A 24,978-nucleotide genomic window follows, 5' to 3' on the forward strand; every position below is an offset into this window, starting at 1 on the left:
AATTTCGAACGCCGGGGTTTCGGGAAAGCTCACGGTTGGGCAGATCCTCGACCTCGTGATCAATGCCGCGCCAGGCGCCTTGGATACTCTCAAGGAGCTCGCGGACGCTCTAGGTGATGATCCAAACTACGCGACTACTGTTACAAACGCCTTGGCCGCAAAAGCAAATTCAGCTGATGTTGCCGCGTCATTCGCCGCTCTTGTAATTCCAAGCGTCACTGAAGGCGGCCTCCTGTCGAATAATGGAGCCAACCCGAACACGCACGTCGATTTTGCTGCGATGTCTGTCCGGTCAGGCTCTGTCTTCGCTTCCAGCGGCAGCAGCATCACCAAGCGCATCAATGCCACTTGGGCGGCGGGAACCGGGAGCGGCGGCCTGGACGCGGGAGCCGTCGCTGCTGGAGCTACCTATTTCGCTTATGCGCTGCGCAAGACAGCCGATGCATCGCTTGACGTTGTTCTCTCGACCTCGCCAACGATTGGCGGCGTCACCACGACGCTGCTCGCGGGCTACACCATCGTCAAATGTATTGGCGTGGTGCTGACAGATGGAAGTTCGAATATTCGCCCGTTCACGATGTACCCGCGTGACGAATACACCTTCACCACGCCGGTCAAGGACGCTGTCAACCTAGCCTCATCGACTGCATCGGCGCTCCTGGCGCTGACAGTTCCGAATGGCGTGAAGGCAAAAGCGAAGCTGCGGTTCCAGTTCCAGTCATCCTCGACGACCAATGCCGTTCTTATTCACGATCCGGCCCAAGGGGTTCTAGTCGCCGGCGTTACCAGTGATGGCGGCAATGCCGGTGCTATTCAGGTGGCGAGCAGTTACGCCATCGGCTCCGGTGAGATCTGGACGAACACAAACAAGCAGGTGAGGCACGTCGCTGGCGGTGCCGGCAACATCTGGGTATGGACTGATGGCTTCCACTTTCCTTGCGGGAGAATTTCATGAACAGCATCGATTTCACCAATGTCCCTGAATTCCGGCTATCGGGCTTCGACCTTGTCGGCTCAGGTCCACTTTATTTGGGATATGGCGATGACGAGAACCCGGTGGATGGCCCGTCCTTCGGCACCAAGGTCAAGCAGTCAAAGGCCTTCTCCATCGTCGACCCAATCATCAAACAGGTTGCGAACGGCATCGATGTCTCGCAAACGCCCTCATGGCAGGATGGGGGATCAATCCGTGGCGGCCGGGTTTCCCACTGTTTCCGTGGCATTTGGCTGCATGACGCAGGGGAAGGCGTCTTCGTCAGCGAGGCAAACGTATCTGATTGTGTCTTCGGCGTTGTCGTCGACAGTGGCAACAGCAACCTCGTGAATGGCCAGACCACGCGCTGCTCAGTTGGCTTGCTGATTGGAGCCAACCCGGCAGGCCCGAACAATGCCCATGGCTCGGTCGTTGGCTGGAATTCGCGGCACAACAAATACAATCTGTCCTGTCAGAATGTGACGCTTGGACATTACCTCGGCGGCTGCAACTTTATTGGTGGCCAGGCTGGCGCGGATCAGGGCGGTATCCAGATCTATAATTCGAAAGGCATCATGATCGACGGCGGGCAAATCGCCTATGCCAACATCACCGTTGACGCGACAAGTCAGCTTGTTCTTCGGGATGTGACTTTCCGTGGGCCGGTCAATATCACGGTGGCGACGGGCGGCTCTTTTGATGCCAAGGGATGCTTTGCGATGGCGGGGGCTACTCTGACGTACAATGGCGCGCCGTTCAGCGGCAATACCCCCTAGATGACGCGATCCATGGCCTCCTCGGCCGTTTCCGGATCCTGCCGGTATTCCCACTTGCCGCTAGCGTTTCGCCGCCGCCACATCTGACCGTTACGTGACCAAGTGCCGTCGACCAAGCGTACCTTGGGCTGTCCGAAGATCGGGTCGTATTTCGACCAGTAATAATCCTCTGGCTTCGGGGTCTCTGGAAACAGGACGCCGATCAGCCGTCTCGGGATGGCGTCGAACAAATATGCGGCTCGGTTGAGAAGCTCAAAAATCATTGAATGTAACGCCCGGTTGTCAGGTGCATACGCTATCACTTCGGGCGGTCAATTCCAACCTCAGTCGAAATCGCTATACTTCCCATGCGGAAGGGTTTCGTAGTAGGAGCTTCGACGGGGAGCTGCCATGAAGACCGACAAAGCATCATACCGAAACCGCGGCGGGATAATCCAGCGGATCACGACCGCCTATAAGCGCTTTCGCTATTTCACAGAGGCCGGTGACGACCTCGTGGTAAAGCGTAGCGCAGAGTTCCGCATGGTGAGGCATGCGGTCCTAAAAGTCGGTTCTGGGGTGACAATCCAGGACGAGGCTTTTTTTCAGCTGACGATGCCGGAACCGAAGGTCTTCATAGGCAACAACACGGTTATCGGCCGACGCAACATCATCACCGCGAAAAATCGGATTTCAATAGGCAGTGATGTTTTGATCGGTTCCGATGTCCAGATCATTGATCACAGTCACGGCATGCGGCGTGACCAGCCGATCCGTCTTCAGAAAGCTGATATCGGCTTCGTTGAGATAGGCAACGATGTCTGGATCGGTGCCGGTGCCAAGATCCTCATGAACGTCAAGATTGGCAACGGAGCCGTGATCGGTGCGAACTCTGTCGTTCTCACCGACATCCCTGAATATGCGATAGCGGTTGGATCACCGGCAAAGGTCGTAAAGTACCGGGAATAAACTTCAGATTGGCTCGTGGTGGCTGAAGTCTTCCGACGCGTCATAGCGAACAGGTCGACTATCATAAGCTGCCTTGTCTGCAGCTTCTGCCTCCTCAACGCAATCTTGCCATGTGCCTTTCCATCCGGGCTCCCGCTTTGCCCGGGCTTCATGGATGGCGCGTGCCATTGCTGTAATTTTCGATGAAGGCATCCGTTTACACTTTCAATGGTCTAGGCAACATCAAACGTCCGAGACAATTAGCGCCGTTCATGCGGCAAGCAAAGCAGAATTTTGCATAGCGGCGCTGCCGCAAAAACAGGATCATCCATGGAAATCGGATTTAGCGTCTCCTCCGGAGCGGGCGCCAACGGCGTGCCCGGGGTCATGACCATGCTCAAGCCTTTGACGCTGAGCGCCTTCCCGTTCGACACGAATGACGAGCCAGGCGTGATCATCGGCACGATCGGGAACCGTACCGACAGATCCACCCTGACCATCGTGCCCAACGACGGCAGGTTCCTGATCGATGGCGACAACCTCGTCGTGGGGCCATCCGCGTCTTCTGCCGGCAATATCACCATCTTCGTGCGGGAAACGCTGCCCGAGGCCATTAATAGCCCGCGGGAAACACGGTTTACCCTGGTGAAGGAAGATGCGGCGCCGGCTGTTGATCCGGACCGCTACATGTTCTTCGCAACGCGCGCTCGCATGCCCTCTGGCGCCATCGTGACGGCCGCGGCCGGGACGAACTATTTCTGCTCGAAGATCGTCATCAGCTCGCCGCAATACGTCACCCGATCGTTCAAGTTCCATCTTCCGGGCTTCGCCTCGACGGAAGGCGGCAACTCACCGCAGGAGACGGTCGTTACCGGTACCGTCGGCACCCCGGGGAATTCCGTCATCGTCGACGCCATGTATGCCCGAATTGCCGGCGTCTTCTACCAGTGTAAATTCGGCGGCAACAATGGCGTGACCGTCGCGGACCAGACAAACGGGCAATGGACGGACGAGTTGATGACCGCGAAAGTAGCGGCCGAAAGCGACATCGAGCTTTGGACGTTCTATCACACCGCCGTCGGCGAAAAGATATGGCCGATCTACCGCGTTCAAAAGCATCGCGGCGAAAGGATCTGGGGTGCGAACGACAATGCTTCGCTCCTGGGCTTCATGGCCGATCCTCTGGCGGACAGTACGCCGGCGCTCGATACCGGCTACGGCACGCAGGCGCAGCCGCAATATTACGGACCTGACGGCTTCATGCTCGCCAAGGGCGACTGGGATGGTCGGCCGGTCGTGCTTGGCTTCGTCGACAGCATCGGCGAAGCGCGGCAGGAGTTCAGCGCTGCAGCCGACGCGCGTGGCAATCTCGGCTGGACGCGCCGTTGGCTCGACAAAGACGGAGGCATCGGCCGCATTCCTCATTGCTTTCTCGGTATGCCGGGCGCCGGCTCTGTTCGCGAATATACCGGAAGCGGATCCTCGATCGCGACCAGGCGCAGGGACATCATCCGCGAGATCATTGGCTTCAACGGCAACAAATGGCCCTTTACCGTCGTTGCAAACCAGATGGGGCAGAATGACACGTCGACGGTCTATTCGACGTGGTTCAACACGAACTACCGCAGCCTGGTGACCCGCATCCGCGCCGAATATCCCGGCGTCAAGATCGTGGCGTTCCCGCCGCTCGGCCGCACAGAAACGCAGAAAACCTTGACGTCGCTTACCTCGGTGGGCACCGTCGCAACGGCAACACTGGCATCTACGGCCGGGTTGCGATCTGGGCAGACTCTGACCATTTCCGGCGCAACGCCGACCGCCTACAACGGCAACGTCGTGATCACCGTGGTTGACGCCACGACATTCACCTACAATTTCGCTGGCGGCACGTCGCCGGCAACCGGAACCATTCGCGCCAACGATCTCGGCCTTGACGCCGCGTTTACAAACTATGCCGCCAATAACACATGGCCGGCAGACGCGACGGACGCTTCCGGGAAGTGGCGGCTCCGCAATGATATTCTCGCCAAGACGTCGTCTTGCTGCGACGAGGCGATCGACACTTACGCCGCGTTCGCGTCCGCGAACAAGGGTGGCGCATGGCCGGGCATGCTGGAACTGCCCAGCACGACATTGACCACCCAAGCCGGAACTGACGGTGTGGTAACCTACAATCAAATCACGGTCGCCGACGCCAGCATCTTCAGGCCGGAGCAGCAGATAAACATCTACTCCGGGCCTGACGGCATCGCCCGGCTGAGCACTCAGACGATCGCCAGCATCTCTGGCAATGTCATCACATATCAGGGGTCCAGCGCCGTGGTGCTGCCTGCCGGCTCGGTTGTGAGGCCATCGGCTGCGCTTCAAGAGTCCTCGACGCCGATATCACTTGTCCATCCTTACCCGATCATGATCGACCGCATCGTCAACGGCATTGCTCAGTCTGAAAAGACGAAGCTGATCGCGGCGTAAAGCTTTTTATCCTTACATCGGAGACCACCATGAGCCGTATCACCGCTCAGCAGATTCGCGCGGCCGCGAAAGGCCCTGTGAACGAAAGCAACATGAAGTCCGTCCTCGTCTCACTCGACCGCTACGGTGACGAATTCGGGATGAACCGGCTGCATCGCCTGGTGCAGTATCTGGCGCAGCTGATGCACGAAAGCGGCGACTTTCGCTACGATCGCGAGATCTGGGGACCGACGCCGGCGCAGAAACGTTATGATACCCGCACGGATCTCGGCAACACGCCTGCGCTCGACGGCGACGGCAAGAAGTATGCCGGACGCGGACCGATCCAGCTCACCGGCGCAGCCAATGTCAAGGCGTTTCATGACTGGTGCGACGATCGCGGGTTGAAGCCGCCCGATTTCGTCGCCAATCCGGATCGGATCAATACCGATCCTTGGGAAGGACTTTCGGCCCTTTACTATTGGGACACTCACAACCTGAACCGCTGGGCCGACCAGGGCGACGTCGAGACGATCACCAAGAAGATCAATGGCGGCATGAACGGCTTTGCGGATCGCGTCGACCATCTGGCGCGGCTCTCCCTCGTCGTACTCGGTTATGCGCCCGATGCAATCAGGCAGTTCCAGTCTGCGAGCGGCCTGAACGCTGACGGCGATATCGGCCCGAAGACGCGCGCGGCCCTGCACAAGGCGCTGCTGGCGGCCGACGGCGTGCCGATGGCGGCGGCGGGCATCATGGCGGCGCCTGTCGTCGAAGAGAAGGCAGTTGTGCCGCATGCTGTCGAGGGCGTGGTGAAAAAGAAATTCAGCCTGCTCGGCTGGGTTGGCAGCGCCTTCGGTGGCGGTGGCGGCCTCGGCTTGGCGGCACTGACCGGCTTCGACTGGCGGGCGCTGCTGGTGATCATCGTGGCAGCGATCGCGGTGTCGATCGGCGGCCTTGTGCTGCGCCACTACATCATCGCGGCAATTAAGGATATCCGCTCGGCGGTGGAGAGCTGAGATGTTTTCCGGCCTCACGCTCAAGATCATCGCCGGCGCCGTCGCGCTCGGCGCGGTCCTGTTCATCATCCACAAAATCCGTGAGAGCGGCGCCGACAGCGTGCGGGCCGCCATCGAAAGGCAGAACAATGAAGCGGGCAAAGCTGCTGATGCAAGCGTGCTTGATTATGATGCCTGCCGCGATGCTGGCAGGGTGTGGGACTTCGGGGCCGGCAGATGTGTCGGGCCTGCGCCGGGTCGTCGGAACTGATCTGATCGGTGCACGCGGCGCCACCGATGCCGATCAGCGGAAGATCGACCGTACCGTGGTGCGGCTTTGCGCCGGCGGGGTCTGGTCTCACAAGGAGTGTGGGCTGCATGGCGATAGCCTTGCCAGAACTGCCGAATGAGCGCTTCGCCAAATCATAGGCAAAATGAATGATTGGAATTCAAGCAGAGCTCGCCAAGTGGATGCTGCAGAACGGCGGCGTGTTTGCCGCCACGACGCTCATCTTCCTCGGCCTCTATCTTTATGAACGTTATGGCAGAGCGAAAGACAGGGCAGCCTATGACGAGGCCCTGGCCAAGGCGCAGCAGGAACATGTCGCTACCCTAAAACTCGTAACCCCGCTTGCGCAGAAATTCACCGACACGATGGATGTCATCCTGCCTCTCGCAATGGCGCAGATCAACGGCAGGAGGAAGGGCGAATGATGCTGCTCAAATGGTTCCGCCGGCCGCGCACAAGATGGTCCCTTGGGGGTGATCCTGATGTCGAGGAGGAGAAACGCGTGCTGCAGGCCAAGCTTGCGCAGACGGTTGTGACGTTTGAGCGGCGGCGCCATGGCGTCCACGAATTGGCGACGGTGACATTGAAGACGATGAAAAAAGGAAAGAAGCGATGAAGCGGCTGAAAACGAGCATTGCGGCCTGGTCTGCCCTGTCGGCCGTTGTTTCCTTCTGGCTGCTCAATATCTTCATTCCCTACGAACGGATGGTTGAGATCTCCTCGAGCCTGGTGCTCGGCGTGACTTTCGCGGTGCTGGTGCGATGGGCAAGCGATGCGGCACGCGCCCTGCGCTCCGGCCGCGACGGCCCGGATTTCCTCATCGTCGCCGTGTTTTCGATCGTGCTGATCATCTTCTTCCAGCGCGTCTGGGTGATCATAGTACGCTTCTACGATCGGGCAGATCACCTGGTCAATTCGCCGGTCAGCGCCTTCATCGCCTGGATGATGGCCTGGGCCTGCATGCTGGTGCTGATCGCGCCGGACGCCGAGAACGGCACTATTGCCGGCCGCAGCCGTGTGTTCATCGGCGTGGCGCTGTTCATCGCTGGGATGGTTTCGGGGCTGGGGCTGGCGCTGGCGATCGTCTAGCATTCCAGGCGAATATCGCGCGCCAGATCTGGTGCTCTCGCTGGCTGACGTCGCTGCGGAAGAATGGCGGCGTCTCGACGGTGACTGTTTCCCCGCATTTCCGGCAGGAGATGACCGAGACGGCATCGTAGTGGGCTTGCGGCCGGCCGCCGCAGCATTGATCAAGCGACATAGTTTCCAAACCTCAATCGTCCCGCCTTTGCTCCGCAAGAGGAGCATTTCAGGTGTGGCTCAATCTCGCTGATCAGAGCGAATTGCAGGCCGCTCGGCAAACTCTCCCTAGCGAATTCGCGTGTCGCTCCGCAGGCAACGCATTCGGCCATGATGGTGACGTGCTCCGGCGTGACGTTGATATATCCGGGCGACCAGCCCTTGATCTCCTGAAACCTTCGAGCGGTTACCATTTCGGCCCCCGTTCCATCGTCATCGCCCGCGGCGCGCTCTTCGGTAGGTAAGCGATCGCCACACGTCGACTACCGCAGACCGGGCAGCGCATGCGCTGCGAGAGCATGGCGAGCGGAAAATCCCGCCCTCTCGTCGCCACCAGGGTGACGAGATCCAGCTTATGCTTCCACTGGCAGTCGCGCACGCTCTTCAGCCCTTCTCGCTTTCCCCACGCGCATCGGGCGCTGACATCCCATCCTGCATCCATTGCCTCGCCGATCGTTTCGGCCATGCGTCATCATTCCCCTTCCGAGGTCCTTTCTGCCGCACTGTTTGTTAAATGCTCCGCCCGAGCGATGTTGCTAATATGTTCTCATGCGGGCTCGAGTCAATAATGATTATGGGTCAATTGCTTTTTAAGGCCCTGCTGATGAAGTGGCGGGATGACAAAGCCGCCACGCAAGCCTCCCCAGCCACTGCTGGGTGACACTGATGCGCCGCTCCGCAGTAAGCCGCGGCGCCGGCGTGATCCGACCCAGCCTCAGCTCACTCTCGATCCCATGCCGGCTCGCGTTGATCTCTGTCTCGCGCTCCTCAAGTCGCGCCCTCCGAAAGGCGCGCAATGGGCCTTCGAGGTCAAGTGGGACGGCTATCGCTTAGTCGTTCACAAAGAGCCTTCGGGCGTCCGGATCCTGACGCGCGGCGGCCATGACTGGACCCACCTCTTTCCTGCGATCGCGGCCGAGGCGAGGCGCCTCCCTGTTTCGACCGCGATACTGGATGGCGAGGCCGTCGTTCTTGACGAGCAGGGCCGGCCGGATTTCGGCAAGCTGCAGAAGTCGCTCGGCGGCCGCGGCGGCAACAGGGCGTCGCGTGACGCGATCATGATGGCGTTTGACCTCATCTATTTCGACGGCCATGACATCCGGTCAACCGAACTCAGCTCACGGCGCCATCTCCTCGAGGAGCTCGTGCCGGCCGGCGGCGAAGAGGCCATCCGCCTATCTGAGGAAATTGAAGCGGATGGCGACACCCTCTTGCGGATCGCGTGCGAGCTCGGGCTCGAAGGCATTGTCGCGAAAGACCGGAACAGTCCCTATCGTAGCGGCTGCGGCGGTGAGTGGCAGAAGATCAAATGTGTGCAGAGCGACGGATTTGCGATCATTGGCTACGAGAAGTCAACAGCGTCGTTCGGCGGCATAGGCCGGCTCCTGCTCGCCGCGCGCAGGGAAGGTGAGTTCGTCTATGTCGGGGGAGTGGGAACCGGCTTCAACGAACGTTCCGCCGCCGAGCTCCGAGCGCTGATGGACAAACTGATCGTCCGAAAGCCGGCCGTCGATACGGGCAGGAAGCGAAACGCAGTCTTTGTCCGTCCGGAGCTTGTTGCCGAGATCCAGTACGGAGGTTGGACGCATGACGGCAAGTTGCGGCATCAATCATACAAGGGGCTGCGGGATCCTGCAGACAATGAGGGCGTCTACGAGCTGGAATGAAATTTGGCGGACCGATTGCGGACCGATTGACTGGACAAAATCAGAACAGGCGAGAACATAAAGAAACCGCCTGTCCCGGAAATGCTGGGTTTCCGCGAAGCCTTCTCCGTTCGGGACGTGGGGGTCGAGTGTTCGAATCACTCCACTCCGACCAGCGGAAACCCCCTTTTTTACAGGGGGCTAGTGGTGATCCCGAGCGCCAAAAGATTATCCGACAGATTCAAATCGACAGAAAAACCGACAGATATCGGTTTGAGATCACGCGATCTCGTAGACGTCGGCGGCCGCCTTGTTCGCGAAGCCCCTTGTAAGAGGCACGCCGCAGCGAAGGCAATCGGCTCGGAGCCTCAGACCGGGCGAGAACAAAGGATTTCCATTGCTAATTTAGCATGTTGTAATATTGTGGATGGGATTTGTTTCATTGCGGTAAAACCAGGTGCGCAAGCCGAAAACCTCGGCTGCGTGGAGGGATTTCTATGTCTCTACGCTCTCATGGTACAGCAGCTTTTTTCCTTCTTCTCCTCTGTTCAACGATGATCCCGGCGGCCGCCCAGACGGCCAAAAAAGCCTCTGTCGGCGGCAAGGAGTTTGATGCGGCGGCGGCCGCCCAAGCCAGACGGTTCCTGGAGGAGGGTCGCGAGACATTCCGCTTCGACACGTTCGGCAGTGAGGACTTCTGGGGAGGCAAACTCAAGCTTCACGAGGCGATCGCGGGTGAGAAGCTGGGGGGCAAGGGGCCGGGACTGAGCCCCAAGAAGGCTCTGGAGCTCGGTCTGAAGGTCGACCTCAACGCCGTCCCGAAGGACGTCGCCGCAGCGCTCAACAAGGGCAAGGTCGATCTTGACGATCCGGCGAGCACGCTTCTGCTGCTGAAGGCCAATGCCGTTGTTGGGGTAACCGGATTTTTCGGCGACGACGGCAAGACGCTGACGTCGGTCGGCATCCAGTGTGCGGTATGCCATTCGACAGTCGACGACGCCTACGCTCCCGGCATCGGCCGCAGGCTGGATGGCTGGCCCAACCGCGACCTGGACATCGGTGCGATCGTCGGGTTGGCGCCTGACCTCACGGCATTCACCGAGATGCTGCAAATCTCCGAAGCCGACGTGAAGAAGGCGGTGGCGGCCTGGGGGCCTGGCAAGTTCGATGCCGAGCTCAACCTGGACGGAAAGGCCTTCCGCCCGGACGGCAAGACGGCCGCGACGCTCAATCCCCCCGCATTCGGATTGGCGGGCGTAAATAACCATACCTGGACCGGGGCCTGGGGGAACGTCAGCTACTGGAACGCCTATGTCGGCAATCTCGAGATGCACGGCAAAGGCGTGTTCTACGATCCACGGCTTGATGACGCCGAGAAGTATCCGGTTGCAGCCAGGACAAAGCAGGGTCACAAGCAGGACAAGGAAGACCGGATCACCGCCAAACTTCCGGCGCTGCACTTCTATCAGCTATCCCTACCCACCCCGCAGCCGCCAAATGGCACATTCGACAGTGCGGCGGCGGAGAAGGGAAAGGCCCTCTTCAACGACAAGGCCAAGTGCTCCACTTGCCATGTGCCGCCGCTCTTCACAGAGCCCGGTTGGAACCTTCATACGGCGGACGAGATCGGGATAGACGATTTCCAGGCGATGCGATCCCCGGATGGTCGCTACAGGACAGCGCCGTTGCGGGCCCTGTGGAACATGGAGAAGGTCCACAAGGGTGGCTTCTACCACGACGGGCGGTTTGCCACGCTCGAGGACGTCGTCGAGCACTACAACGATCATTTGAAGTTGGATCTGAGCACTCAGGAAAAGGACGACCTCATCGAGTATTTGAAGTCGATCTAAGTCTGCACCGAATTCCGTGCGCTTCCTTGGGGGGCGACGGTGGATTCCGTATCACGAGCCCGGCCCAAAGCGGCCGTCGGGAGTAAGCGCTTCTGCACTGACAGCCTCGCCACACGGTATTTCCATCTCGGGCTTCATACCTCGCGGGTGTCGAAGTCCGCCCGAGCCTTCTCGATCACAGGGCGATAGTCGATTGCCCAATCGCTGAGTACCCGCAATGGCTCGATCAGCGAACGCCCGGCGTCGGTGAGAGCATATTCCACCTTCGGCGGGATGGTGGCATAGGCCGTGCGCGACACCAATCCATCGCGCTCCAGACTACGGAGTGTGAGGGTCAGCATCCGGTGAGACACGCCGGCGATCTCGCGCATCATCTGGTTGAAGCGCAACGGTCCCCGTGACAGCACTCCGACAACCATGATGGTCCACTTGTCGCCAATGCGATCAAGAATCTGGCCGAGCGCACGGCAGTTGTTGTGATCTTCGCTCGCAGGCAAGTCCCCGGCCTGCGTGGCGGCGGTGGTGTTCATTGGCTACTCCATCAAGGCACGCACATCCCTGTGCGTGGCGCACTTTCATGTGCATTCTTGTGCAGATACCCGATATCGATCATATCGTCACGTACATTTTGTTCGTTAGCAGAAGAGGACGACGACATGAAGATCGGCATCAACGGCGCAAGTGGGAAACTGGGTGCGGCCATCATCGAAGAACTCAGCTCACGCGGAGGCGGCCACCAAATCGTCGCCATTTCCCGCTCGCCGGAGAAGGCACGTAGCGGGGTCGAGGCTCGTAAGGGTGACTATGACCAGCCAGAGACGCTTCTGGACGCCTATGCCGGGCTCGACCGTCTGGTGCTGATCCCCAGCGCAGACCTAGGTCCGGGCGTGCGCGGTGTACAGCTCAAGTCCGCCATCGATGTGGCCGTGAAGTCAGGTGTGCAGCACATCGTCCTGCTGTCGGCGGCAGGCACACGCGAGGCTGCCGTTCCTGCACTCGGCGAGTCCTACTGGACAGCCGAACAGCATCTGATCAGGTCAGCTCCACACTGGACGATCCTGCGCATGAACTACTATGCACAGTCCATGATCGACGAGGTCATGATGTCACAGAGCCAAGGAATGCTCGCTGGACTCGGCGAAGGTCGCGTCGCGTATGTCTCGCGCAACGACGTGGCCGCAGCGACAGCAGGAGCCGTATTGGGCGAAGGTCACGCAGGCGCGATCTACAATCTGACGGGACCCGATGCGCTAACAGGGCATGACGTCGCCGCCATTGCTTCGGAGGCACTTGGAAAGCCCATCGTGTTTGCCTCGATTACCGAGGAGCAACTGCATGGCGGCTTAGGCCAGGCCGGGCTGCCCGATTTGGTTGTCAATGCCATCATGGACATCAAGAAGACCTTTGTCGAAGGACACTTCGATGTGCTTACACATGATGTCGAGCGGCTGTCGGGCCGTGCGCCGATCTCGTTCCGCAACGTGTTCGCGGCAACGAAGTCGTGAGGAGAACCGAGTAAACATGGCCCGCAAATACATTTATTGGATCAGCACCGCGCTTCTTTCGGCGTTGTACCTTATGTCCGCCACCTTCTATCTCACCCAAAGCGACACGGTGCGACAACTGTTGGGTCAGCTTGGCTTTCCTGGCTATCTGGTGCCGCTCCTGATTACGGTCAAACTGCTGGGAGTGGCGGCGATCCTTTCCCGCATCAGCGTCGGACTGAGCGATCTCGCCTACTCCGGAATGTTTTTTCACCTGCTGCTGGCGCTATCGGCTCATCTGAACACTTCCGACTACGCCGGATCAGTTCCGGCGCTCCTCGGTCTGGGCGTCCTTGTCTTGTCTTTCACGACCCAAAATGCCGCACGAGCAAAGCCTTCGCCGTATGCGGCCTCCCAGCCGGCCGGAACCTGAGATACCTCCTGGCATCCAAACCTTTGCGATCTGCGTCCCGATCCAGTTTCGGGCGCAGTCGTCATGGCCCGTCGCGCCGTCGACTTCGCTGCCGGTCAAGTCGACGTAGCATTGCGTTATGGTGACGGTCGCTACCCTCACACGGCGGCGGAGCGCATCATGAACGAGACGGTCTCACCAGTATGCTCCTTGGAGTACCGCCAGAAGATGGGCGGGATTGATGCGCCGAGCGACCTGGTCAAATGCCAACTCATTCACGAGATCGGGATGATCACGACCTGGGAGCGATGGTTCGCGATGATCGAGCTGCCGTATCCCGGTATGCGTGGGCCCGGATACAGCCATGGAAGCATGTCCATTGAGGCAGCCATTCGAGGAGCGGGGGTAGCTCTTGGGCGGAGCGTCCTTGTTGCAGAAGACCTTGCCGCTGATAGGCTGGTTTCATTATTTCCCGACGTGGCCCTCGAGGTCGAGTGGGGTTACGATCTGCTGTACCGCGTCGGCAATCAAGACCAACCAAAGGTCCGCGCCTTTCGGAACTGCATGCTAAAAGAGGTGCGTGAATTCATACGAATTGTGAAAACCTGAAGCGTCCGAAAAAAACTGAGCCAAGGTGTAATCGGAACATCGCTTACTGCACTTTCTGATTGGTTGAGAAAGAACTTGGTGTCGGTGGAACGAGTCCGAACGCCGCTCGTTGAGTCGGATGTCCAGCGCGAGGGGGCTGCATCATGAGCAGGCGACGGAGCTTCAAACCGGTGAAGATCACCATCAATGGCAAGACCAGGACCGTTTATAATGTCGTCCAGGCCGGCAATACCTTGCTGAACGATTGGCCCGCGCAGACGCCGGCGGCCAAGGCTGCCGAACTGCTGGTGCTTGATGTCTTCAACGATCTCGCCGAGCCCGAGCAGGTGCGGCGGGCCTTCATTACTGCGGCGAAGGCGAGCGACATCAAGTTCAGCTCCTGACCGGCGGCGCTTCGAAAGGCATTCGCTCACTTCCATGACACCCGCTCCTGGTGGTCGAGACCGCGACGCTTGAGTTGTGGCTCCATCCAGGCGGCCGAGACGAGCGCCGCCAGCAATCCGAGGGCGATGCAGGTGAGCGCTTGGATCCGCCACGAGACGAAGGTGACCGGCGCCGGGATGATGGGCTTCTCTCCGCACTGACCCGGCGGGCAGGCGCAGCCGGAAAAGGCTTTGATGACGCAATCGGCGGACATGTCGGTTTCTCCCTCAGGCGTAAAGCTGATCGCGATCGGTGATGCCCATGATCTCGCGGGCGTAGCGGTAATGCGCCTCGACACTGGCGGTGGCGCCGCGCAGCCATGACGGGCCGCGGATCGAATGTTCGGGGCGGCCGAGATAGGCAAAGCCGAGGGCGCCCATGCGCTGGGCCTCGTTGGCCATATAGGCATCGCAGTCATCGAGCCCGCGCACCGCATTCCAGCGGGTGTCCCGCCGGCTCTGCTCGGTCTCGATCCTGCGGATATGCTGCATTGCTCTGCCCTCTCGTGCCGGCTGGTTGGCCTGTCGAAAAAGGTATATAACATACCCTAGATCGTCAATCGAAAAAGGTATAAAAAATACCTGACAGATTGACGAGGTACGAATCGTAGGCGTATGTCTCGGCCAAGTGATTGGGCGACCGGGTGCAACTCCCGAGCTGACGAAGCCCAGCGGCGCGGGAAGCGAAAGTCCTTAAGTGCGCTGTCAGAAAATCAGGACGAGGGCGAAGCGAATGGCCCCTCTGGCACGTGTCCCATCCCGGCTCCGGCCTTCAGGACATGGCCAATGCTCTCCCGGCTTCATGGGCTTTGCTCATGGGGTAGGGGGAAGCTTTGGCCGGAACCCTCCCTCACCAGCCTTCAGGAACTGGAAAGAGATGGAAGAGAGAAGGAGTGAGAGAGATCAGGATAGCGCAGGCGCGCGGGCGGCGGCGATGACCCGCTCTGCGGCGCGTCGCGGCTTTCAGATTGGACGCCTGCGCTCGAAGCGGTTGTTTGCAGGCGCGTCGGACCGCGAGGTCGCTGCAGGCAGTTTGACCGTGGCGATTGGAGCGCCGGGCAGAGCCGGTTTCGGCCATGCGAGAGGTTCACCTCAAAACAGGATCGCCCGCGCGGCGCCGAAAGCGATGATCAGAATGGCAAGCGTCACGAAATGGAGCCAGATTCCGCCGGCTCATGAGGACGGGCGGATCATCTTGAATCCTTTTGCGAAGTGGTTGGCATCTTGCTGGAGCGGTAAGCGTTACATCGCGGAATTAGTTGAGATTTTCGAAAGAGGTCTGGACTCTCACATCTCGATCACCGACCGGCGGACGCGGCCGACGATGGTGACGGCGCCCTGGAATTCCGGCGGCGGCACGTCCTCGTAGGAGGCGGGCTGGAAGGGCGGGTTGTCGTTCGGGCGGTAGCGCTTGTAGGTCGCAGCCCCGGTCTCGTCGGCGACGACATAAAGCGCGTTCGGCGCCAGGCGCTTATCGCGGCGGTTGACGAAAATGATCGAGCCCGGCGGCGAGATCTTGTTCATCGAATTGCCCTCGACCTCGAGCGCGATCCAGTCGCCGTCGGGCAAATCGAGCGCGGCGACGGTCGGGAATTCGGAGAAGTCGGTGACCGGCGCCTGCTCGGTCAGCTGCCCGGCGCTGACCCAGGAGATCTTCGGCACGTCGGCGACGGAGACCGGCCGCTCCTCCGGATCGAGTGCGTCGCCGGTTCCGAACTGCAGCCAGTTGAGATTGACCCGGAACGCCTTGGCATATTTCTTCGCGTCGGCGATGCCGAAGCCGTTCCGGCCCGACTCGTGCGCCTTGTAGACATTGGCGTTCCAGCCGAAACGATCGACGATCGCTTTCGGCCCGGCAAAGCCCGCGTTCTTCCTGGCCATGACCAGACGCTTTGCGCGTTCTTCGCGCTCAAATTGTTCCTGATCTTTCAACATGATATAAATCATACCCTAAAAAAAGGTACATGTAATGCCCTAAATCGCTTGACGTGCGAGGTATTTTACGTACCCTTATGGCCATGACACAAGCACATATTATCAACAATCGACCCCGGCTTTCGGGCTCTGCCAATGCCCGCTACACCGGCTGTCCGCACTGCGGCAGGGCGCTCTCGATCGCCGAGGTGATCGAGCGCCACTGCGAGACTTGCGGCCGGCAGACCGAGCCGGAAGAGATGCGGCAGACGCCGGTCTTGCCCGGTTCTCAGCCGATCACCAATTCCGTCAGCCTCACTCCTCCCTGAAGGCTCTCGGCAGCTGGCGTCGTCGTCCTCCCTCGGCGACGCCAGCCTCTTCCACAAGTTTGAATATGAACGATCCGGCCGGCGCCCGCTTGGCGGGAAGGGCCGGCTGCGGATCGAAAATGGAAAGAGAATCAAGCGATGAGCATCGCTCCTGCGCATCAAGGCACGCACATGAACGCCCTCGAGCTCTTCCGCTCCGGCCAGGATTATATCGAAATATCAGCCATCCTCGGGGTGTCGGTGCCCTCGGTGGAAAGCGAGATTCACCGGCTTCGCAGCGCCGAGAAGGGCGACACCGCCCAGCAGGATTATGCCGGCCGCGAGTTCAGGCGGTTTCCCGACCGCGCCGCCAGGCCGGGCGCTCCGGTTAATTTTGCCGGCGGGCGGCCGAGGCTGCTGGTTTGAGGGCGCAGCGACCGCGAGCGGGAAAGGACATCGCATGGAACAGGAAGAGATGAGCAAGGACATTATGGAGATCCTCAGCCCGGTGCTGGGGCAGGAGCTGGCGGCGGCGATCATCGAGCATCGCAGCCGCACACTGAAGAAACCGCTGACGGCCTATGCGGCGAGGATCCAGCTCAAGGAGTATCTCAAGACCGGCAATCCGGTCGACGCCGCCGAGATGCAGATCCTGCGCGGCTGGCGAGCGATCAAATCCGACTGGTATTTCAATGAGAAGGCGAGGGAAGCCGGATCGAGTGATGCAAGCGTGGGCAGAAGGACAACGGTTGATGCCGCAAGAGATTTCCTCTCCGGTCAAGATCATGGCGGGGATGCTTTCGGGTTTTCCGGCATCCGCCGGCATTGATCCCGACATGCAGATCCGCGCCTACCTCGTCGCCATCGACGGCATTCCGGCAGAGGCGGTCTGGCGCGCCGCCAAGCTGTTCCTGTCAGGCAAGGTCAGGGACCATAACCGCGCCTTCGCCCCGAGCGCGGCGAGCTTCGCCGAAATCGCCCGCCAGCAGCAGGCGGTGATGGAAGCGCAAAGCCGGCCGCGCGTCGAAGCGCCGCCCGAACAGCCGCAGCCGAAGGTCGCCGCCGAAAAGATGCGGCTGCTGAGACAGGCAGCAAACGGCAGCCGCAGCGCCAAGCGGGCGCTGGCTGAGATGTTTCCCGACAACCCGGTCATCGCAAGGGCCGCACGAGACGCACAGGAGGCAGTGGGATGAGAGAGCTGTTCTGGACGGAAGACAAGATCGTCAAGGCGCAGAAGCTCTGGCAGGAGGGGTTTTCGGCACGTCAGATCGCCGAACTCTTCGGCTCGAAGAAGAACACCGTCATCAACATGGCGCATCGCAACCGCGACCGGTTTCCGCCCAGGCAGGACGCGCGCAAATTGCTGGCCGTCGCCGGCGAGGCGCCCGCGCCGATCCGCCACCCCGACAGGGTGCGGCGGGTGACGCTGTCGGGCGCCGAGGTGACGATGCCGCGCGTGCCGACGATCGACGGGCCGGCGCCATGAGTGCCGTAACCAGTGCCGTGACCCCGCGCGAGCGCGAGATCATCCGCTGGATGGCCGCAGGCAAGACCGCCGCCGAGATCGGCACCATCCTCGGCATCTCGCCGATCACCGTCAACACCCACATATCAAACGCCAAGGCGAAACTCGGCGTGTTCAAGGAGACCGCACTGGTCGCCGCCGCACTTCGAAACGGCATCATTCAATAGGAAGGATAATCAGCATGGGCGGCAAGGCCACCAAGGTGAAGATACAGCGGGCCAACAAGGGCGCCGGCCGGCCGCGCAAGGCCAATGTCGAGCGTTTCCCCTGCGGCAAGATCAAGCCCTTCGAAACCGAGAAGGAGAATATCAGCGTGGCGATGGCGGCGCGCCGGCGCATCCACGGCTTCGGCAGGACGGTGGCCGACGAGACGGTCAGAAGCCCCTATGCCGGTTATACCCTCGGCCGCATGTTCCTCGACGGGCTGATCACCGACGAGCAGCGCCAGGCCGGCGACGACTATGCCGAGGTCATGGCCCGCTATCACAAGACGACGGGCATTCCGGCCCCGAGCCCCAGGGCCCAGTCGCTGTTTGCCGTGAAGGGCCACGAAGGCGAGATCACCGAAAGCCTCGCCGACCGCGCCCGCAAGGCCAGCAACCGCATGATGGAACTGCAGGCCGTTCTCCTGCGCTGCGAAGACGGGCCGCAGGTGCGCAGCACCGTCTATAACGTGGCGGTGATGGACTACGAACACCTGCGCCAGATGCCGCCGCAGCAATTGCTGTGGCTGCGGCGGGGGTTGATTGCGCTCAGGAGGGCGAAGGCTGGGTAATATGGGTGTCTGCCGCAGAGCGTGCCCCACCCTCCGTCTCCTCGGGCTTGACCCGAGGATCGGGCTTGACCCGAGGATCCATGCTGGCTCCATCAGAAGTGGCGTGGATCCCAGGCTCAAGGCCTGGGATGACGGAGGAGAAGTGGTGCCGGGAGAGATAGGCGGCGTCGGCGCGATGACGTTACGGCAAAGGCGGCGCCTCACGCTGGCCGGCGGTACCACGCCAAAAGCCGCGCCTCACGCGCTTCACCCGCGGTCGCTCCGGCAACAGCGGGCGCAATCCGCACCGGCGGTGCGTTGGGCAACAAGGCCAACCCCACACTCCGTCATCCCAGGGCTTGACCCTGGGATCCACAGCCACCCACGCGGCTGCAGTTGTTTGCGTCGCACAGCGTCGGCACGCAGTGCCTCGCCCGCATGGATCCCAGGCTCAAGGCCTGGGATGACGGAGGGTGCGGGTGCGGCTCCAATCGCGAAGCCGATCGGAAGTCGGTAATGGCGTGGGCGCTTCCAAACATATGGACGCGCCCTGGCTTTGACTGGAGTGGGCCGCACAGAGTATCGAAGTGCATGGCTGTGTTGTAAGCACCTCCGCACGGCCCATAATACTTACGATCAGCGAAGTCCGTTGTTCCCGAGCCGGCTGAACATTTTGGATCGGAGAGCGTCAGAACGATTTGAACGACGGCACATTGCCGTAAGATCAACATGGAATGAGCCAAATGCCTGTCTTTCATGCCAAGTGCAGCTGCGGCGCCCTGTGCCTGGAGGTCGATGGCGATCCAGTGCACAACCACGTCTGCACGTGCACACGCTGCCAGCGCGCATCCGGCAGCGCTCTTGCCCATAATGTGTGGTTCCGCGAGGACGACGTCCGGATCGCTTCCGGCGATTATTCCGTATGGTTTCCGCAGGGCGAAACCACGCCGGATGTGATGAAAGCCTTTTGCCGGATCTGCGGTGGAGGCGGATTTTCCAAATCCGGAACATACTTCCCCGGCACCGTCGTCATCGCTGCCGGCACCTTCGCCGATCCCTACTTTCCTGCGCCCGATCATGTTCACTGGTGGGACGATCGCCCGCATTGGATCGACCTCGCCGACACGATCGAGCGTCATGCCGGAAATTAGTGGTTCGGGAACCGGGAAAGGGACCTCGATCGCAACAGCTGCGGGCTAATGCGAGGTTCTGACGCCGGCGCGGCACGCAATGGGTCGCCGTCGTCATCGAAGGCTTGATTGATGTCGTCATGATCGCGGGAAGGGAAGGACCCATTGCATGTCGCAGGCGAGCTGTAGCGCGGCATTCTTACGGGGGCTTTGCCGGCAGCATACCGATCCGTAAGGATGCTTGCTTCGGCTGCCGGTCGCCGCAGCTTACGAAAATGTATAGTCCGGGCGAAGTCCCGGTGAGGTTTGAAGCGCAGGCTTGGCGCCGTCATTGCCAAGTCGAGGCCAAGTCTCATGAACATGCGCGCCACACCCGCCGCCCTTATGCCGGCCCTTCATCCGGTCAGCCTGCAGGTGAATACCTACCTCGTCAATCTCGACCGCGCGCCCTTGCGCCGGTTTCGGATGGAACGGCTGCTGGCAGGCTTCGGCCTCGCCCACGAGCGCGTGGCGGCGGTCGACGGTGCGGGCATCAGCCTGCCGCATCCGGGCTTCGATGAGGCATCTTATCTCCGCCGGCACGGCCGCCGGCCGAACCCTTTCGAGATCGGCTGCTATCTCAGCCATGTCGAGTGTGCCAGGCGCTTCCTCGCCAGCAATGGCGAATTCGCCCTCATCCTCGAGGACGATCTCAATTTCGACGATGATCTGCCCGAGCTGCTCGAGGCGGCACTTCGCCACCGCGCGCACTGGGACATTCTGCGGCTGTCGACGGTCAATTCCGGGCGAAAACACCGGGTCGAGCCGCTGACCGCCTCGCGCTCGCTCGCCATTGCGCTGACCCGCGAGAAGGGATCGGGCGCCTATCTGATCAACCGCAAGGCGGCGGGTTGGATTGCCGGGGCGCTGCTGCCCATGCGTCTTCCCTATGATCTCGCCTTCGACCTGGAGTTCGACGACGGGCTGCGCGCCTGCTTCGTCGATCCGCTGCCGGTGAGCCAGAGGGCCGATCCCTGCTCGCAGATCCAGGCGGGGCTTTCGGCCTACCGGCTCGGCCACCGCCGGCCGTGGAGCGTGCTGCCTTTTCGCGCTGCTGCCGAAATCCGCCGTTTTGTCGCCCGCTTCGGTCGGCTCGCGGCATGGCGGCTCAGGATTTCTCCGGCATCAATGGGAAGGCGATCGAAACGCGAAGGCCGGGATGATTGTCTGCCAGCGCAATCTCGGCCGAATGCAGTTCGGCGATTGCCTTGACGAGGCTGAGACCGAGGCCGCTTCCCGGCGTCGTGCGGCTCTTGTCGATCCGGTAGAGGCGCCGGAACACCTTGTCCCTTTCTGCGGCCGGAATGCCCGGGCCGGTATCGACGACCGAGAGGATGGCGCGGTCGCCCTGGCGGCGGAGCGACAGGGTGATGCCGGTTGCGGCCGGGCAATGATTGATCGCGTTCTCCACCAGATTGGCGATCATCTGCGTCAGGAGATCGCGGTCGCCCCAGATGACGGCGGGCGCGCGCCCGGCGATCCGGAACGACTGCCCGGCATCTTCGGCGACATCGCCATAGACCTCGGAGATGACGGTGAGCACGGCGTCGATGTCGGTCGCCTGGAAACGCTCCTTGCGGGCGCCGGCCTCGATCTGGGAAATGCGCAGCAGCGCCTCGAAGGTGGCGTTGATCCGGTCGCTCTCGTTTCGTGCCTCGTCGAGCAGAGCCGAAACATCCGCCCGCCGATCGTTTCCGGCCACCGCGGCATCCAGCGTCAGGCGCAGCCTGTTGAGCGGTGTTTTCAGATCGTGGGCGATATCGGCGCTCACCTGCCGCATGCTCTCGACCAGCCTCTGCAGCCGCTCCAGCGCCGCGTTGATCTGGATTGCCACCGTATCGAGATCGTCGCCGTTGCCGGTGATCGGAATGCGGGCGTCGAGCGCGCCGTGAGAGACGTCATTCATGGTGTTGGCGACCCGGTCCAGCCGCGCCTGAGCACGAACGGCGAGAAAGACACCGCCGCCAATCGCCGTCGCCACGACGATTGCGGCCGCCCATTCGAAGCTCACCAGCACGATCCGCAGCATCTCGTCGGCATCGTTGAAGTTCTCGGCCACGACAAGGCTGTAGGGGCCGACCGTCGATACCTGCATGCGATAGCGTTCATGCCCCTTCAGCCCGACATCGCCCGAGGTGACGGTATAGACGCCGTTCGGGATGCGCGGTGCCGCGAAATTGCCGGCCAGCTTGCGCCCGCTGGCATCCGTCAGCGAATAGAGCCCGTCGGAGGTCGACTGGAAACTCGCATAATTGTTCAGCGTATTGATCAGGTCCGCGGTGTCGCCGGGCTCGTAGGTCGAGACGATGAGCGAATTCATCTCGTTGAGCGACTGGTCGACATCGCGGCCGAGGCCGAGGCTGAGAATGTGATAGATGATCGCGCCACTGAAGATGAAGGCGACGACGAAGAGGACGCCGAAGGTGACGGCCAGGCGGAACGGCGTGCTCCTGCGCAGGCTAGAGCATGATGCCGAAAAGTGTGCGCGGTTTTCGGACGAAATCATGCTCTTACTCTTTAAATTGCGAATAGGATTTGAGATTTTCAGGCCGATGGGCCTGAAATCATCCTGTTCGAGGCGCATGCAGGCTGTATCCGGTGTTGCGGATCGTGTGCAGAAGCTGGGCCTGGAACGGCTTGTCGACCTTGGCCCTGAGGCGGCTGATATGGGTCTCCACGACGCTGGTCTTCGGATCGAAGTGGAAATCCCAGACCCGCTCCAGCAGCATCGTCTTGGTGATGACGCGGCCCTCGCCGCGCATCAGCACCTCGAGCAGGGTGAATTCGCGCGGCTGCAGCTCGATCACCTGGCCGGCGCGCCGCGCCTCCCGCCGGATCAGATCGAGCTCCAGATCGGCGACCTTCAAGACCGTGCGCTGCTCCTGCACCGGCGGGCGCCGGCCGAGCGCATTGACGCGCGCCAGAAGCTCGGAGAAGGCGAAGGGTTTGGTGAGATAATCGTCGCCGCCGGCCTCCAGCCCCTCGACCCGGTCGTCGACGCCGCCGATCGAGGTCAGGAACAGCGCCGGCGTGCCGACCTTGGCAGCCCTGAGTGAACGCACGATCGCCAGCCCATCGAGGCCCGGCAGCATGCGATCGACGACGATGACGTCATAGGCCTCGCGCTGCGCCTGAAACAACCCGTCGCGGCCGTCGCCGATGACGTCACAGACATGCCCGGCCTCGGAGAAGCCCTTGGCGATATAATCGCACGTCTTGGTATCGTCTTCGATCAGCAGGATTCGCATCGGCCGCTCCCGGCATGCCTGGTGCGGCAAGATCTAGCCGAGACGACGGCTTGGCGGCAACTTACGGATTGGTAAGGGGGAGGGCGCATCGCGCTCCACCACGAGGTTCGACCTCGAGCGTGACAAGGCTGCGCGTAGCCGTTGGCCGGCAATGGCGGCGACCCACAATTGCTTCAGGAGGGCAACATGACTTCCATATTGCATAGGCTGCGAAGTCCTCATTTCATGTCGTTATAATTATAACGCGTCGGCAAGTCTCGATCAGCCGCGGGCATGGATCCCAGACTCAGGGACTGAGGCCCAAGGCCGGGATGACGGAGTTTGAAGGTACGTTATGCCAAATTCGCAGCGGATGGTGCGTCTGCAAGCGGTGAGTGATGAAGTCTGGCGGTGAGATCAGAAAGCACGATGTCCCGGTTTTGCCAAGGGTCTGCGTTTGCCGCAATCGCCTCCCCACCCTCCGTCGTCCTCGGGCTTGACCCGAGGACCCAGGCTTGCACCGGCAGCACCCATCGAAGGTATTCAAGGTCCGTCAACCCGTCTTCATTTGCTCGGGAAGCTGTCCGTAAGCCGTCAGAATCGCCCTGACCAGCCCTGGAAAGCGCTCGTCGAGCTCGGCGCAGCGGGTCTGGTTGCGCATCTCGACGCCCTGGCGCTCGCTGCGGATCAGCCCGGATTCGCGCAGCACCTTGAAATGGTTCGACAGCGACGATTTCGGAATGACGCGGTCGCCGAGATCGGCGAGCGCCGAACAGGTGCCGCCGCAGGCGGTGCCGGCGAGCTTGGCGAAGATCGCGACGCGCTCGGGATCGGAGAGCGCATAGAGGATCGCATCGGGCTTGATATCCTCCAGGGCAGGGTGAAAGAGCGGTCGCATGAATTTTATATAGTGCCCCTTGAAACCGAGATCAACAGTTCCGAATTTCTGAACTACGGAACAAGGCCGTCAATTCCGGCGGCCGTCCGGATCAGAAGGAACAAGACATGGCTAAGCTCACAGGGAAGGTCGCAGTGGTCACGGGAGCCTCCAAGGGCATCGGCGCCGCGATTGCCAAGGCGATGGCGGCCGAAGGTGCTGAAGTGGTGGTCAATTACGCCTCGAGCAAGGCCGGAGCCGACGCCGTGGTCGAGGCGATCGGCGCGGCCGGCGGCAAAGCCATCGCGGTGCAGGGCGACGTTTCCAAGGCCGAACAGGCGCAGGGCGTGGTCGATGCCGCGGTCAAGGAATTCGGCAAGCTCGACGTACTGGTCAACAACTCAGGCGTCTATGAATTCGCCCCGATCGGCGAGGTGACCGAGGAGCACTATCGCCGCATGTTCGACGTCAATGTTCTCGGCGTTCTCCTGACCACCCAGGCGGCGGCCAAGCATCTCGGCGAGGGCGGCAGCGTCATCAACATCTCCTCGGTGGTGACCAGCCTCGGGCTGCCGGCTTCCGCCGTCTACACCGGCACCAAGGGCGCCGTCGAGGGCATCAACAGCGTGCTTGCCAAGGAGCTCGGTCCGCGCAAGATCCGCGTCAACGCCATTCTGCCGGGCATGGTCGAGACCGAAGGCACCCACACGGCCGGCGTCATCGGCTCGGATCTGCAACAGACCATGGTCGCCCAGACGCCGCTCGGCCGCATCGGCCAGCCGGACGATATCGCCGACATCGCCGTCTTCCTCGCCTCCGACGACGCGCGCTGGCTGACCGGCGAACGGCTGGTCGCCAGCGGCGGTTTCCGCTAGGGCCTTTCCGGGTTCGCTTGAAGCATTCTGCCGGAGCCGGTTTTCGCCAGGGCAGAGGCGATTGGCGACGGGCGTACGTCAAGGTACGCGTGAGCCGATCGCCTTTGATTGAAGTCTCGCGGATTTGCCGGGCAAATCAGCGGTAGGGTTGGCTGAAACGGGCCGCCTGATCGACCGGCTTGGCCGTAGGGCT

34 protein-coding genes and 1 pseudogene are annotated in these 24,978 nt (G+C 61.2%); 26 read left to right on the plus strand and 9 right to left on the minus strand.

The annotated features are described in order from the left end of the window. Positions 1–223: 223 nt before the first annotated feature. Positions 224–955 (plus strand): annotated as a pseudogene (locus tag Tal182_RS05690) (hypothetical protein); the annotation flags it as partial. Then, a complete protein-coding gene (locus Tal182_RS05695) occupies positions 952–1,749 on the plus strand; it encodes a hypothetical protein (RefSeq protein WP_085858513.1) in 798 nt (265 codons plus the stop codon). The pseudogene Tal182_RS05690 and the gene Tal182_RS05695, both read left to right, overlap by 4 nt. Here Tal182_RS05695 and Tal182_RS05700 read toward each other — a convergent pair. After that, a complete protein-coding gene (locus Tal182_RS05700; RefSeq protein WP_125461459.1) occupies positions 1,746–1,979 on the minus strand; it encodes a hypothetical protein in 234 nt (77 codons plus the stop codon). The genes Tal182_RS05695 and Tal182_RS05700 overlap by 4 nt on opposite strands. 160 nt (positions 1,980–2,139) lie before the next feature. Between Tal182_RS05700 and Tal182_RS05705 the strand changes: the two genes are divergently transcribed. From Tal182_RS05705 to Tal182_RS05735, 8 genes are all read left to right on the plus strand, one after another. Next, a complete protein-coding gene (locus Tal182_RS05705; RefSeq protein ID WP_085858518.1) occupies positions 2,140–2,697 on the plus strand; it encodes an acyltransferase in 558 nt (185 codons plus the stop codon). 309 nt (positions 2,698–3,006) lie between these two features. Next, on the plus strand, positions 3,007–5,148 hold the full coding sequence (locus Tal182_RS05710) for a hypothetical protein (RefSeq protein ID WP_245344820.1): 2,142 nt from the start codon (positions 3,007–3,009) through the stop codon (positions 5,146–5,148). 29 nt (positions 5,149–5,177) lie between these two features. After that, positions 5,178–6,146, plus strand: coding sequence for a peptidoglycan-binding protein (locus tag Tal182_RS05715; RefSeq protein WP_085858519.1), 969 nt, complete (start codon positions 5,178–5,180; stop codon positions 6,144–6,146). Between the two features lies 1 nt (position 6,147). After that, positions 6,148–6,396, plus strand: coding sequence for a hypothetical protein (locus Tal182_RS32130; protein ID WP_164517763.1), 249 nt, complete (start codon positions 6,148–6,150; stop codon positions 6,394–6,396). Further along, positions 6,296–6,535, plus strand: coding sequence for a hypothetical protein (locus Tal182_RS32620; protein ID WP_245344851.1), 240 nt, complete (start codon positions 6,296–6,298; stop codon positions 6,533–6,535). Before Tal182_RS32130 ends, Tal182_RS32620 begins: the two co-directional genes overlap by 101 nt. 28 nt (positions 6,536–6,563) lie before the next feature. Further along, positions 6,564–6,839 (plus strand): hypothetical protein, encoded by a 276-nt coding sequence (locus tag Tal182_RS05725; protein ID WP_085858525.1) that lies wholly within the window; start codon positions 6,564–6,566, stop codon positions 6,837–6,839. After that, positions 6,836–7,030, plus strand: a complete 195-nt coding sequence (locus Tal182_RS05730) for a hypothetical protein (protein ID WP_085858528.1) — start codon at positions 6,836–6,838, stop codon at positions 7,028–7,030. Before Tal182_RS05725 ends, Tal182_RS05730 begins: the two co-directional genes overlap by 4 nt. Further along, the gene (locus Tal182_RS05735) at positions 7,027–7,503 is read left to right on the plus strand and encodes a hypothetical protein (protein ID WP_085858530.1); all 477 of its coding nucleotides are present in this window, start codon (positions 7,027–7,029) and stop codon (positions 7,501–7,503) included. The genes Tal182_RS05730 and Tal182_RS05735 overlap by 4 nt, the downstream gene beginning before the upstream one ends. Positions 7,504–7,900: 397 nt before the next feature. On the opposite strand, the gene Tal182_RS05750 is transcribed toward Tal182_RS05735, so the two are convergent. Further along, on the minus strand, positions 7,901–8,179 hold the full coding sequence (locus Tal182_RS05750) for a hypothetical protein (RefSeq protein ID WP_206426544.1): 279 nt from the start codon (positions 8,177–8,179) through the stop codon (positions 7,901–7,903). Positions 8,180–8,330: 151 nt separating this feature from the next. Here Tal182_RS05750 and ligD point away from each other — a divergent pair, with 151 nt between their 5' ends. Together ligD and Tal182_RS05760 are read left to right on the plus strand one after the other, a co-directional pair. After that, positions 8,331–9,380: a non-homologous end-joining DNA ligase gene (gene ligD, locus Tal182_RS05755; protein WP_085858536.1), complete on the plus strand. Its 1,050-nt coding sequence runs from the start codon at positions 8,331–8,333 to the stop codon at positions 9,378–9,380. A gap of 476 nt (positions 9,381–9,856) precedes the next feature. Then, a complete protein-coding gene (locus Tal182_RS05760) occupies positions 9,857–11,209 on the plus strand; it encodes a hypothetical protein (protein ID WP_085858538.1) in 1,353 nt (450 codons plus the stop codon). Between the two features lie 134 nt (positions 11,210–11,343). Here the strand turns inward: Tal182_RS05760 and Tal182_RS05765 are convergent, their stop codons facing one another. Next, positions 11,344–11,739, minus strand: coding sequence for a helix-turn-helix domain-containing protein (locus Tal182_RS05765; RefSeq protein ID WP_085858540.1), 396 nt, complete (start codon positions 11,737–11,739; stop codon positions 11,344–11,346). Between the two features lie 126 nt (positions 11,740–11,865). On the opposite strand from Tal182_RS05765, the gene Tal182_RS05770 reads away from it, so the two are divergent. The 4 genes from Tal182_RS05770 (at position 11,866) to Tal182_RS05785 (ending at position 14,097) form a co-directional block, all read left to right on the plus strand. Continuing rightward, on the plus strand, positions 11,866–12,714 hold the full coding sequence (locus tag Tal182_RS05770) for an SDR family oxidoreductase (protein WP_064800985.1): 849 nt from the start codon (positions 11,866–11,868) through the stop codon (positions 12,712–12,714). A gap of 16 nt (positions 12,715–12,730) precedes the next feature. Then, positions 12,731–13,126: a DoxX family protein gene (locus Tal182_RS05775; RefSeq protein ID WP_085858542.1), complete on the plus strand. Its 396-nt coding sequence runs from the start codon at positions 12,731–12,733 to the stop codon at positions 13,124–13,126. Positions 13,127–13,189: 63 nt separating this feature from the next. Further along, a complete protein-coding gene (locus Tal182_RS05780; RefSeq protein ID WP_245344821.1) occupies positions 13,190–13,714 on the plus strand; it encodes a LysR substrate-binding domain-containing protein in 525 nt (174 codons plus the stop codon). Positions 13,715–13,857: 143 nt separating this feature from the next. Then, positions 13,858–14,097, plus strand: a complete 240-nt coding sequence (locus Tal182_RS05785) for a DUF982 domain-containing protein (RefSeq protein ID WP_064800987.1) — start codon at positions 13,858–13,860, stop codon at positions 14,095–14,097. Positions 14,098–14,123: 26 nt separating this feature from the next. Here the strand turns inward: Tal182_RS05785 and Tal182_RS05790 are convergent, their stop codons facing one another. The 3 genes from Tal182_RS05790 to Tal182_RS05800 all read right to left on the minus strand — a co-directional run bounded on the left by Tal182_RS05790 (position 14,124) and on the right by Tal182_RS05800 (position 16,071). Beyond that, positions 14,124–14,351 carry a hypothetical protein gene (locus Tal182_RS05790; RefSeq protein ID WP_085858544.1) on the minus strand — a complete coding sequence of 76 codons (228 nt, stop codon included), beginning with the start codon at positions 14,349–14,351 and terminating at the stop codon, positions 14,124–14,126. Positions 14,352–14,364: 13 nt separating this feature from the next. Then, the gene (locus Tal182_RS05795) at positions 14,365–14,628 is read right to left on the minus strand and encodes a hypothetical protein (RefSeq protein ID WP_085858546.1); all 264 of its coding nucleotides are present in this window, start codon (positions 14,626–14,628) and stop codon (positions 14,365–14,367) included. 795 nt (positions 14,629–15,423) lie between these two features. After that, positions 15,424–16,071: a S24 family peptidase gene (locus Tal182_RS05800; protein WP_085860849.1), complete on the minus strand. Its 648-nt coding sequence runs from the start codon at positions 16,069–16,071 to the stop codon at positions 15,424–15,426. 83 nt (positions 16,072–16,154) lie between these two features. On the opposite strand from Tal182_RS05800, the gene Tal182_RS05805 reads away from it, so the two are divergent. From Tal182_RS05805 to Tal182_RS05845, 9 genes are all read left to right on the plus strand, one after another. Continuing rightward, positions 16,155–16,379 (plus strand): hypothetical protein, encoded by a 225-nt coding sequence (locus Tal182_RS05805; protein ID WP_064805951.1) that lies wholly within the window; start codon positions 16,155–16,157, stop codon positions 16,377–16,379. 138 nt (positions 16,380–16,517) lie between these two features. Continuing rightward, complete coding sequence (locus tag Tal182_RS05810) at positions 16,518–16,784, plus strand: RNA polymerase subunit sigma-70 (RefSeq protein ID WP_085858548.1); 267 nt, start codon at positions 16,518–16,520, stop codon at positions 16,782–16,784. Positions 16,785–16,818: 34 nt separating this feature from the next. Beyond that, positions 16,819–17,187 carry a hypothetical protein gene (locus tag Tal182_RS05815; protein ID WP_085858550.1) on the plus strand — a complete coding sequence of 123 codons (369 nt, stop codon included), beginning with the start codon at positions 16,819–16,821 and terminating at the stop codon, positions 17,185–17,187. Then, complete coding sequence (locus tag Tal182_RS05820; protein WP_085858552.1) at positions 17,153–17,551, plus strand: hypothetical protein; 399 nt, start codon at positions 17,153–17,155, stop codon at positions 17,549–17,551. Before Tal182_RS05815 ends, Tal182_RS05820 begins: the two co-directional genes overlap by 35 nt. After that, positions 17,548–17,844, plus strand: a complete 297-nt coding sequence (locus Tal182_RS05825) for a GcrA family cell cycle regulator (protein ID WP_085858554.1) — start codon at positions 17,548–17,550, stop codon at positions 17,842–17,844. The genes Tal182_RS05820 and Tal182_RS05825 overlap by 4 nt, the downstream gene beginning before the upstream one ends. Beyond that, positions 17,841–18,050 carry a helix-turn-helix domain-containing protein gene (locus Tal182_RS05830; RefSeq protein ID WP_064800996.1) on the plus strand — a complete coding sequence of 70 codons (210 nt, stop codon included), beginning with the start codon at positions 17,841–17,843 and terminating at the stop codon, positions 18,048–18,050. The genes Tal182_RS05825 and Tal182_RS05830 overlap by 4 nt, the downstream gene beginning before the upstream one ends. A 14-nt stretch (positions 18,051–18,064) precedes the next feature. Beyond that, complete coding sequence (locus tag Tal182_RS05835; protein WP_085858556.1) at positions 18,065–18,658, plus strand: hypothetical protein; 594 nt, start codon at positions 18,065–18,067, stop codon at positions 18,656–18,658. Between the two features lie 722 nt (positions 18,659–19,380). Then, the gene (locus Tal182_RS05840) at positions 19,381–19,788 is read left to right on the plus strand and encodes a GFA family protein (protein ID WP_085858558.1); all 408 of its coding nucleotides are present in this window, start codon (positions 19,381–19,383) and stop codon (positions 19,786–19,788) included. A 333-nt stretch (positions 19,789–20,121) separates the two neighbouring features. Continuing rightward, a complete protein-coding gene (locus Tal182_RS05845; protein ID WP_085860850.1) occupies positions 20,122–21,018 on the plus strand; it encodes a glycosyltransferase family 25 protein in 897 nt (298 codons plus the stop codon). Here Tal182_RS05845 and Tal182_RS05850 read toward each other — a convergent pair. The 3 genes from Tal182_RS05850 to Tal182_RS05860 form a co-directional block, all read right to left on the minus strand. Beyond that, positions 20,915–22,312 (minus strand): HAMP domain-containing sensor histidine kinase, encoded by a 1,398-nt coding sequence (locus Tal182_RS05850; RefSeq protein ID WP_085860851.1) that lies wholly within the window; start codon positions 22,310–22,312, stop codon positions 20,915–20,917. The genes Tal182_RS05845 and Tal182_RS05850 overlap by 104 nt on opposite strands. Before the next feature lie 58 nt (positions 22,313–22,370). Beyond that, on the minus strand, positions 22,371–23,054 hold the full coding sequence (locus Tal182_RS05855; protein WP_085858560.1) for a winged helix-turn-helix domain-containing protein: 684 nt from the start codon (positions 23,052–23,054) through the stop codon (positions 22,371–22,373). Positions 23,055–23,586: 532 nt separating this feature from the next. Continuing rightward, entirely contained in the window at positions 23,587–23,931 is a 345-nt protein-coding gene (locus Tal182_RS05860; protein WP_064801000.1) for a helix-turn-helix domain-containing protein, read from the minus strand. 107 nt (positions 23,932–24,038) lie between these two features. Between Tal182_RS05860 and Tal182_RS05865 the strand changes: the two genes are divergently transcribed. Beyond that, entirely contained in the window at positions 24,039–24,785 is a 747-nt protein-coding gene (locus tag Tal182_RS05865; protein WP_085858562.1) for a glucose 1-dehydrogenase, read from the plus strand. Positions 24,786–24,978 lie beyond the last annotated feature (193 nt).

Origin of the sequence: Rhizobium sp. TAL182 (genome assembly GCF_002117725.1) — a bacterium.
Taxonomy (GTDB): domain Bacteria; phylum Pseudomonadota; class Alphaproteobacteria; order Rhizobiales; family Rhizobiaceae; genus Rhizobium; species Rhizobium esperanzae.

Coding starts and splice junctions, on each gene's coding strand:
- Tal182_RS05695 (WP_085858513.1), top strand. CDS start 952: ATGAACAGCATCGATTTCACCAATGTCCCTGAATTCCGGCTATCGGGC.
- Tal182_RS05705 (WP_085858518.1), top strand. CDS start 2,140: ATGAAGACCGACAAAGCATCATACCGAAACCGCGGCGGGATAATCCAG.
- Tal182_RS05710 (WP_245344820.1), top strand. CDS start 3,007: ATGGAAATCGGATTTAGCGTCTCCTCCGGAGCGGGCGCCAACGGCGTG.
- Tal182_RS05715 (WP_085858519.1), top strand. CDS start 5,178: ATGAGCCGTATCACCGCTCAGCAGATTCGCGCGGCCGCGAAAGGCCCT.
- Tal182_RS32130 (WP_164517763.1), top strand. CDS start 6,148: ATGTTTTCCGGCCTCACGCTCAAGATCATCGCCGGCGCCGTCGCGCTC.
- Tal182_RS32620 (WP_245344851.1), top strand. CDS start 6,296: ATGCAAGCGTGCTTGATTATGATGCCTGCCGCGATGCTGGCAGGGTGT.
- Tal182_RS05725 (WP_085858525.1), top strand. CDS start 6,564: ATGATTGGAATTCAAGCAGAGCTCGCCAAGTGGATGCTGCAGAACGGC.
- Tal182_RS05730 (WP_085858528.1), top strand. CDS start 6,836: ATGATGCTGCTCAAATGGTTCCGCCGGCCGCGCACAAGATGGTCCCTT.
- Tal182_RS05735 (WP_085858530.1), top strand. CDS start 7,027: ATGAAGCGGCTGAAAACGAGCATTGCGGCCTGGTCTGCCCTGTCGGCC.
- Tal182_RS05750 (WP_206426544.1), bottom strand. CDS start 8,179: ATGGCCGAAACGATCGGCGAGGCAATGGATGCAGGATGGGATGTCAGC.
- ligD (WP_085858536.1), top strand. CDS start 8,331: ATGACAAAGCCGCCACGCAAGCCTCCCCAGCCACTGCTGGGTGACACT.
- Tal182_RS05760 (WP_085858538.1), top strand. CDS start 9,857: ATGTCTCTACGCTCTCATGGTACAGCAGCTTTTTTCCTTCTTCTCCTC.
- Tal182_RS05765 (WP_085858540.1), bottom strand. CDS start 11,739: ATGAACACCACCGCCGCCACGCAGGCCGGGGACTTGCCTGCGAGCGAA.
- Tal182_RS05770 (WP_064800985.1), top strand. CDS start 11,866: ATGAAGATCGGCATCAACGGCGCAAGTGGGAAACTGGGTGCGGCCATC.
- Tal182_RS05775 (WP_085858542.1), top strand. CDS start 12,731: ATGGCCCGCAAATACATTTATTGGATCAGCACCGCGCTTCTTTCGGCG.
- Tal182_RS05780 (WP_245344821.1), top strand. CDS start 13,190: ATGGCCCGTCGCGCCGTCGACTTCGCTGCCGGTCAAGTCGACGTAGCA.
- Tal182_RS05785 (WP_064800987.1), top strand. CDS start 13,858: ATGAGCAGGCGACGGAGCTTCAAACCGGTGAAGATCACCATCAATGGC.
- Tal182_RS05790 (WP_085858544.1), bottom strand. CDS start 14,351: ATGTCCGCCGATTGCGTCATCAAAGCCTTTTCCGGCTGCGCCTGCCCG.
- Tal182_RS05795 (WP_085858546.1), bottom strand. CDS start 14,628: ATGCAGCATATCCGCAGGATCGAGACCGAGCAGAGCCGGCGGGACACC.
- Tal182_RS05800 (WP_085860849.1), bottom strand. CDS start 16,071: ATGTTGAAAGATCAGGAACAATTTGAGCGCGAAGAACGCGCAAAGCGT.
- Tal182_RS05805 (WP_064805951.1), top strand. CDS start 16,155: ATGACACAAGCACATATTATCAACAATCGACCCCGGCTTTCGGGCTCT.
- Tal182_RS05810 (WP_085858548.1), top strand. CDS start 16,518: ATGAGCATCGCTCCTGCGCATCAAGGCACGCACATGAACGCCCTCGAG.
- Tal182_RS05815 (WP_085858550.1), top strand. CDS start 16,819: ATGGAACAGGAAGAGATGAGCAAGGACATTATGGAGATCCTCAGCCCG.
- Tal182_RS05820 (WP_085858552.1), top strand. CDS start 17,153: ATGCTTTCGGGTTTTCCGGCATCCGCCGGCATTGATCCCGACATGCAG.
- Tal182_RS05825 (WP_085858554.1), top strand. CDS start 17,548: ATGAGAGAGCTGTTCTGGACGGAAGACAAGATCGTCAAGGCGCAGAAG.
- Tal182_RS05830 (WP_064800996.1), top strand. CDS start 17,841: ATGAGTGCCGTAACCAGTGCCGTGACCCCGCGCGAGCGCGAGATCATC.
- Tal182_RS05835 (WP_085858556.1), top strand. CDS start 18,065: ATGGGCGGCAAGGCCACCAAGGTGAAGATACAGCGGGCCAACAAGGGC.
- Tal182_RS05840 (WP_085858558.1), top strand. CDS start 19,381: ATGCCTGTCTTTCATGCCAAGTGCAGCTGCGGCGCCCTGTGCCTGGAG.
- Tal182_RS05845 (WP_085860850.1), top strand. CDS start 20,122: ATGAACATGCGCGCCACACCCGCCGCCCTTATGCCGGCCCTTCATCCG.
- Tal182_RS05850 (WP_085860851.1), bottom strand. CDS start 22,312: ATGATTTCGTCCGAAAACCGCGCACACTTTTCGGCATCATGCTCTAGC.
- Tal182_RS05855 (WP_085858560.1), bottom strand. CDS start 23,054: ATGCGAATCCTGCTGATCGAAGACGATACCAAGACGTGCGATTATATC.
- Tal182_RS05860 (WP_064801000.1), bottom strand. CDS start 23,931: ATGCGACCGCTCTTTCACCCTGCCCTGGAGGATATCAAGCCCGATGCG.
- Tal182_RS05865 (WP_085858562.1), top strand. CDS start 24,039: ATGGCTAAGCTCACAGGGAAGGTCGCAGTGGTCACGGGAGCCTCCAAG.